Here is a 693-nt window from a genome sequence, read left to right as displayed (position 1 = left end):
CCTCACCATGCCGCACACCGAGGACGAGCGGCGCAGGGAACGCGCCCTGCGCGCCTTCGGCGGCACCGTCACCGGCTGCTTCGCCGCCACGGAGGCGTGGACGGCGCGCGGCCGCCTGCCCAAGGCACTGCGCGCCCAGCGGCAGGAGCTGTTCCTGCGTGCCCAGCACGGCGACACGTCCGGGGTCCTGGCCCTGCTCGACGCCGGGGTCGACCCGCGCGTCCGGGGCGCCGACGGCCGCACCCTGCTCCACGTCCTGCACTTCATGGACCATGAGGAGCTGCTGCCCCGGCTGCTCGCGGCGGGCGTGGACCTGGAGGCCGTGGACCACCTCGAACGGACGCCCCTGTTCGTCGCGGTCACCGACCGCGGGTCGACGGCGCTGGTGGAGGCGCTGGTCGCCGCGGGGGCGAGGATCGACGTGACGGACGTGATGGAACGGTCCCTGGCCCACACCATCCGCATCTACGGCCGGAAGGACCTCGCGTTCCTCCGTGACCGCGTCGAGCGGGAGCACCCCGGCACGGGCGCCGAATGGTGGGCGGACTACATCGAGGAGAACGAGAACGCGTACGACCCGTACGACGAGGACGAACCGCCGTACGACGAGGACGAAGAGGGCGACGACGCGTGACCGACACCCGCACCGCAGCCACCGGCACCGCGACCACCGGCACCGCAGCCACCGGCACC

1 protein-coding gene is annotated in these 693 nt (G+C 73.6%); it reads left to right on the top strand.

Going from position 1 to position 693, the window contains the following annotated elements; translation table 11 throughout:
* Positions 1–634: ankyrin repeat domain-containing protein (locus HTZ82_RS06075; protein ID WP_175408242.1), on the top strand; the 634-nt coding region annotated here is incomplete at its 5' end.
* Positions 635–693: the final 59 nt, after the last annotated feature.

Origin of the sequence: Streptomyces sp. TRM64462, assembly GCF_013362995.1 — a bacterium.
Taxonomy (GTDB): domain Bacteria; phylum Actinomycetota; class Actinomycetes; order Streptomycetales; family Streptomycetaceae; genus Streptomyces.
Note: the sequence above shows the minus strand (reverse complement) of the source record. Positions and strands in the feature narration are given on the sequence as shown.